The following is a 5,681-nucleotide window of genomic DNA, read 5'->3' as shown; positions in this document are numbered from 1 at the left end:
TGCTGAACACGCCCAAGTGGAATGAGGCCTTCGGCAACGTGGTGGTCGAGGCGATGGCCTGCGGCGTGCCCGTGGTGGCCTACGCCCGTGGCGGCCCCGGGGAGCTGATCGTGCCGGGGGTCACCGGGCTGCTGGTGCCCCCCGACGACGTGGCTGCCCTGACCCTGGCGGCTCGTGCTGCTGCGGGGCTGGAGCGCTCCTCCTGCCGCCGCTGGGTGGAGCGCCACGCCTCCAGGGAGGCCTTCGCCGAGCGGATCGAGACCTGGATCCAGGTGGGTCTGCGCCCGGCCTAAGTTCGCAGCGACTCAGGCGCCACCCGTGTCCCCGCCCCCTTCCCGTTCCCCGGATGGGGGCCAACCCGCTGCTGGCCGCTGGGCGGTGCTGGGCCTGATCCTGGTGCTGGGCATCGCCTTGTTTGTCTGGCAGCTCGGTGCCACGGGGCTGGTGGATGAGACACCTCCCCTGTTCGCCGCTTCCGCCCGGGCCATGGCCGAAACCGGCCAATGGCTGATTCCCCACGTCAATGGGCTGCCCCGCTACGACAAGCCGCCGCTGATCTACTGGCTGATGGGGCTGGGCTACGGGATCCCCGGCCAGGAACAGTGGAACCCCCTGGGCACCTGGGCCGCCCGCCTGCCCTCGGCCCTGGCGGTGATCGCCGTGATGCTCAGCCTGGGATACACCCTGCTGCGCTGGCCCCAGTCGAGTGGGGGGCTGCGCTCCGCCTGCACCGCCCTGGGGGCGGCCCTGGCCTTCGCCCTCTCGCCGTTGATTCTGCTCTGGGGGCGGATCGCTGTCAGCGATGCCCTTCTCACCGGTTGTCTGGCCGTGTCGCTGCTGCTGTTCTGGCAGGGCTGGGCTGAGCCCCGCCGAGCGGTCTGGCCCGCCTGGATGGTGCTCGGCCTGGCGGTGCTGGCCAAAGGGCCGGTGGCCCTGGTCCTGGCGGGTCTGACCCTGCTGGGGTTCGGGCTCAGCCAGCGCCGCCTGGGGGCGCTCTGGCGACGGCTGCGGCCCCTGCCTGGCCTGGCGCTCACGGCTCTGGTGGCCCTGCCCTGGTATCTGGCGGCTCTGGCGCTGGAGGGCGAGGCGTTCTGGACCAGCTTCTTCGGCTACCACAATGTGCAGCGCTTCACCACCGTGGTGAACCAGCACCTGCAGCCCTGGTGGTACTTCGCTCCGGTGCTGCTGGTGGCCGGCCTTCCCTTCACCCCCCTGCTGCTGCTGGGGCTGCTCAGGGCCCTGGGCCGCTGGTGCCGCCGCTGGAGCGCTCCGCTGCTGGCCCAGCGCGCCTCCCGGCCCGGGCCCGCCGGCTCCCTGGCCAGTTACGCAGCCTGCTGGCTGCTGGCGGTGCTGATCTTCTTCACCCTGGCTGCGACGAAGCTGCCCAGTTACTGGTTGCCGGCCACGCCGGCCGCGGGTCTGCTGATCGCCCTCACCGCCGCCGAGGGCGGGCGGGCCAGCCGCTGGGCCCTGGGGGCCTCCGTGGCGCTGATGGCCTTGCTCACCTGGGTACTGACGCTTTCGCCCCGCTGGATTCCCCTGATCAACGATCCGGAGATGCCAACCCTCCCAGCGGAGTTGCTGGCCAGCGGGCTGGTGCTGCGGGCGGCGGCCTGCTTCGCCCTGGCCACCCTGGCCGGGATCTGGCTTTGCTGGAAGCCGATGCCGCGGCCCTGGGGGCTGGTGCCCGCCCAGCTGCCCCTGGTGCTCTTCCAGCTGCTGGCAGTTCTGCCGATGTGGAGTCTCGGGGACGGGGTGAGGGGGCTGCCCGTGCGGACTGTGGCCGAGCAGGTGCGGCTGGCGCGCCGGGGCTCTGAGCCCCTGGCGATGGTGGGCATCCTCAAGCCGTCGCTGCATTACTACACCCGCCAGGTGGTGCTCTACGAGGGCATCTCCCCCACTGCGCTGGTGAACCTGGCCGACCGGCTGGAGAAGGAACATCGTCAGGGGTTGAGCCCCAGCTCTCCTGAGGCTCAACCCACCGTGTTGGTGGTGATTGATCAGGGCACAGCCCAGGAACCTCACTGGCAGGGCCTGGCTCCCGATGAGCTGGGCCGCTCGGGGCTCTACCGGCTCTGGCGACTCGATCGGGCCCGGCTCCAGCGGCGGGCCGCCCCCCGTCCGGTGCCGGAGCGTTACTGACCTTCGGCCTCCTCCGGGTTGCGGCGGCAGAGGCCGCAGTGGCCCCAGCGGGCCAGTTCGCCAGCGGGGGCAGGGCTGCCACAGGCCGTGCAGATCCCCAGCCCGTGCACGTCCACCCGGCTGGGATGGGCTGCCCAGACCCGGGCGATGTCCTCACTGCCAGGGAGTCCGGTGGCCGTGGCCTGGTGCTGACGGAAGCGCAGGTCGCGGATGGGAAAACCGGATCCGCGCAGGGCGCCCAGCAGCTGGTGGCGGTTGTAGCGCAGGGCCTGCAACCACTGGGGATGCTGCGCACCGACCGTGAGCACGCCGCCCTGGAGGCTGAGGGGGCGGCAGTGGGGGGCGAGCTGGTCGCCGGCGATCCGAGGCCAGGCCTGCCAGAGGGCGGCCAGGCTTCCGGCCCGACGCCACTCCTGCTGCATCTGCTCCAGGCACGAGCCCACCGCCACGATCGGTGCGGGTGGTGCCGGCATCAGCACGCTCACGTTGCCGATCCGGCGCACCTGATCCCGCGAAGCCTTGGCCATGGCCTCAGGCTAGGGAGTGAGGGTGCGGGCAACCGTCCGTGGTGAGGCGGGCCACAGCGGCTACCCTCCGGTTTGACCCGCTTCGACCCATGGGCTTCTTCGACCGGCTCAGCCGCCTGCTGCGGGCCAACCTCAACGATCTGGTCAGCAAGGCCGAGGATCCCGCCAAGATTCTCGATCAATCCGTGGCGGACATGCAGTCCGACCTGGTGAAACTGCGCCAGGCCGTGGCCACCGCCATCGCCAGCCAGAAGCGGATCCAGAATCAGGCCGAGCAGGCCGAGTCCCAGAGCCGCACCTGGTATGAGCGCGCTGAGCTGGCCCTGAAGAAGGGTGAGGAAGATCTCGCCCGCGAGGCACTCAGCCGTCGCAAGACGTACCAGGACACGGCCACCGCCCTCAACAACCAGCTCAACGGCCAGGCCGGCCAGGTCGACACCCTCAAACGCAGCCTCACGGCCCTCGAGGGCAAGATCGCCGAGGCCAAGACCAAGAAGGACATGCTCAAGGCCCGCGCCCAGGCGGCCCAGGCCCAGGAGCAGCTTCAGAGCGCTGTCGGCAACCTCGGCACCAACTCCTCGATGGCCGCCTTCGAGCAGATGGAGGAGAAGGTGCAGGCTCTTGAAGCCCGCAGCCAGGCTGCTGCGGAACTGGCTGGCGCCGATCTCGAGAGCCAGTTCGCGGCCCTTCAGGGGGGCAGCGATGTGGATGATGAACTGGCCGCCCTGCGCAACCGCCTCGAGGGGGGTGCCGCCGCTGAGCCGCTGCTGCCCGTCAGCGCCGAAACGCCCAAGCTGGAGCCCGTTCAGGCGGCCCAGGTGGACGCCGAACTCGAAGAGCTCAAGCGCTCGATCGACAAGCTCTGAGCCCCGCGGGGGGAGGCGATCCACCAGACGACCCAGCCCGGCTCCATACAATCCCTGCAGCTGAACTGGGTCCGTGGCCGTTGCTGTTTTCACCGATGCCAACTTCGAGGCTGACGTGCTCGCCGCCTCAGGCACGGTTCTGGTCGATGTGTGGGCCTCCTGGTGCGGCCCCTGCCGGCTGATGGCTCCTCTGATGGACTGGGCCGCGGCTGAATACGGCGACAGACTTCTGGTGGGCAAGCTCGAAGCCGACCCCAACCCCGCCGCCCGCGACAGCCAGAAGATCCAGGGCCTTCCCACTCTCATCTTGTTCCGTGAGGGTCAGGAACTCGCCCGCCATGAGGGCGCCATGGCCAAACGTCATCTCAAGGCCTTCCTGGATGCCCATCTCTGAACGGGTCACCCGCCTGGGTCAGGGGGTTTTCGCCCGCAACGACCGTCGCAAGATCGCCTACGGCGAGGGCCTGCTGAATCCGGAATTGCCCGCCGGGAGGCCGCCGCTGCTGGATCTCTCCCTCGGCTCCACCGACCTGGCCCCGCCCCCGGTGGCGCTCGAGGCCATGGCCTCAGCCCTGCAACAGCCCAGCAGTGCCTCCTACTGTCTCCACGGTGCCACCCTGCCGTTCAGGGAGGCGGTGGCGGCCTGGGCCCAGCGCCGCTTCGGCGTGACGGTTGACCCCGAGCGTGAGGTGCTGCTCCTGGTGGGGTCCCAGGAGGGCACGGCCCACCTGCCCCTGGCGGTGCTGAACCCCGGCGAGCCGGCGCTGCTGCTGGATCCCTATTACCCCTCTCACCGCGGCGGGCTGCACCTGGCCTCGGCCTGCACCGAGTTGCTGCCCCTGCGCGCCGATCAGGGCTGGCGGCCCCCCTTCGAGGCGATCTCTCCGGTCGCCTGGGATCAGCTGAGGCTGATGGTGCTCGGCTTTCCCCATAACCCCACGGCCACGGTTGGGGAGCAGGCGTGGCTGGACCAGGCCGTCGCACGGGCCCAGCGCCATGGCTTCGTGCTTGCCCACGACAACCCCTATGTGGATCTGGCCCTCGAGGGCGAGGCGCCGGCGCTGTTGCGCAATCCCCACTGGCGCAGCTGCGGCATCGAATTCTTTTCCTTTTCCAAAAGCTGGTGTCTGGGTGGCTTTCGCCTGGCCTTTGCCATCGGCGCCGAGCCCCTCATCACCGCCCTGCGCCAGCTCAAGGGTGTGGTCGATTTCAACCAGTCGCTGGCTCTGCAGGCCGGGGCGATCGCCGCCCTGGAGCAGGCGCCTGAGTGGCCGGCGCAGCTGCGGAAGGTGTATCGGCTGCGCCGCGACCGCATGGCGTCGGCCCTCGAGGCCCAGGGCTGGGCGCTGCAGCGGCCCTCGATGGCGCTCTACCTCTGGCTGGGCCTTCCGGAGGTGGCCCGGGCCCGGGGTCTCGATTCGGAGTCGTTCTGCGCGGCCCTGCTGGAGGCCACTGGCGTGGCCCTGACTCCCGGCAATGGCTTCGGCCCCAGCGGCGAGGGCTGGATGCGGCTGGCTCTGGTTCACCCGGTGGAGGAGCTGGAGGCGGGCGCCGAGAGGATTGGCGAGTGGTTGCGAAGCCTCAATGGGCCCCTGAGTCCCAGCCATTGAGGACGCCGTGATCGGCCGGATTCAGGCGGCACGGCTCCATCCGGGCGCCCAGCTGGTCCCGGCCCCGCCGGCGCCGCGGCTGCCCTGGCGGCTCCTCTGGTGGCCCTGCTGCGGCAGTACCGAGCAGCGGCTGGAGCAGGACCTGGCCTCCGGCGGTCAGCCACCGCTGGCGCTGCTGGCCGGCCACCAGCGTTTCGGCCATGGCCAGCGGGGCCGGCCCTGGATCTCCCCGCCGGGTGGGGTGTGGCTCAGTGCGGCCCTGCCCTGGCCAGCGGAGCCCTCCACAAGTGCGGCGCTGGGGCTGGCGGTGGCGGTGGGCCTGGCCCTGCAGCTCGAAGCACTTGGACTGACTGTGCAGCTCAAGTGGCCGAATGATCTGCTCGTGGACGGGCACAAGCTGGCGGGTCTGCTGCCGCGCCTGAGCCTGAGGGGGGGCGTGATTCGTCTGGCCCGGGTGGGGGTCGGCCTCAACGGTCACAACCGGGTGCCGCCTGGGGCCATCAGCCTGCGCGAGGCTCTCGGGCGACGCACCACGG

The 5,681-nt window shown here is 70.6% G+C and carries 7 protein-coding genes; 6 read left to right on the top strand and 1 reads right to left on the bottom strand.

From position 1 onward, the window contains the following. Together KBY78_RS15665 and KBY78_RS15660 are read left to right on the top strand one after the other, a co-directional pair. On the top strand, positions 1-293 hold a 293-nt coding region (locus KBY78_RS15665; RefSeq protein WP_255144412.1), incomplete at its 5' end, for a glycosyltransferase. An 85-nt stretch (positions 294-378) separates the two neighbouring features. Then, on the top strand, positions 379-2,142 hold the full coding sequence (locus KBY78_RS15660; protein ID WP_255144413.1) for a glycosyltransferase family 39 protein: 1,764 nt from the start codon (positions 379-381) through the stop codon (positions 2,140-2,142). Here KBY78_RS15660 and KBY78_RS15655 read toward each other — a convergent pair. Beyond that, positions 2,136-2,669 (bottom strand): DUF721 domain-containing protein, encoded by a 534-nt coding sequence (locus KBY78_RS15655; RefSeq protein ID WP_255144410.1) that lies wholly within the window; start codon positions 2,667-2,669, stop codon positions 2,136-2,138. The two genes, KBY78_RS15660 and KBY78_RS15655, sit on opposite strands and share 7 nt — an antisense overlap. An 89-nt stretch (positions 2,670-2,758) precedes the next feature. Here KBY78_RS15655 and KBY78_RS15650 point away from each other — a divergent pair, with 89 nt between their 5' ends. The 4 genes from KBY78_RS15650 to KBY78_RS15635 form a co-directional block, all read left to right on the top strand. Next, positions 2,759-3,535: a PspA/IM30 family protein gene (locus KBY78_RS15650; RefSeq protein ID WP_006170269.1), complete on the top strand. Its 777-nt coding sequence runs from the start codon at positions 2,759-2,761 to the stop codon at positions 3,533-3,535. Positions 3,536-3,608: 73 nt separating this feature from the next. Continuing rightward, positions 3,609-3,929, top strand: coding sequence for a thioredoxin domain-containing protein (locus KBY78_RS15645; RefSeq protein WP_255144409.1), 321 nt, complete (start codon positions 3,609-3,611; stop codon positions 3,927-3,929). Then, positions 3,916-5,145, top strand: coding sequence for an aminotransferase class I/II-fold pyridoxal phosphate-dependent enzyme (locus KBY78_RS15640; protein ID WP_255144408.1), 1,230 nt, complete (start codon positions 3,916-3,918; stop codon positions 5,143-5,145). Before KBY78_RS15645 ends, KBY78_RS15640 begins: the two co-directional genes overlap by 14 nt. Positions 5,146-5,152: 7 nt before the next feature. Continuing rightward, positions 5,153-5,681 (top strand): biotin--[acetyl-CoA-carboxylase] ligase (locus KBY78_RS15635; RefSeq protein WP_255144407.1); only part of this gene is annotated, 529 nt, incomplete at its 3' end.

The sequence above is a fragment of the Synechococcus sp. EJ6-Ellesmere genome, assembly GCF_024345875.1.
Classification (GTDB): Bacteria; Cyanobacteriota; Cyanobacteriia; order PCC-6307; family Cyanobiaceae; genus Regnicoccus_A; species Regnicoccus_A antarcticus.
The sequence above is the reverse complement of the archived record's forward strand: the minus strand, read 5'-3'. Positions and strand labels throughout refer to the sequence as shown.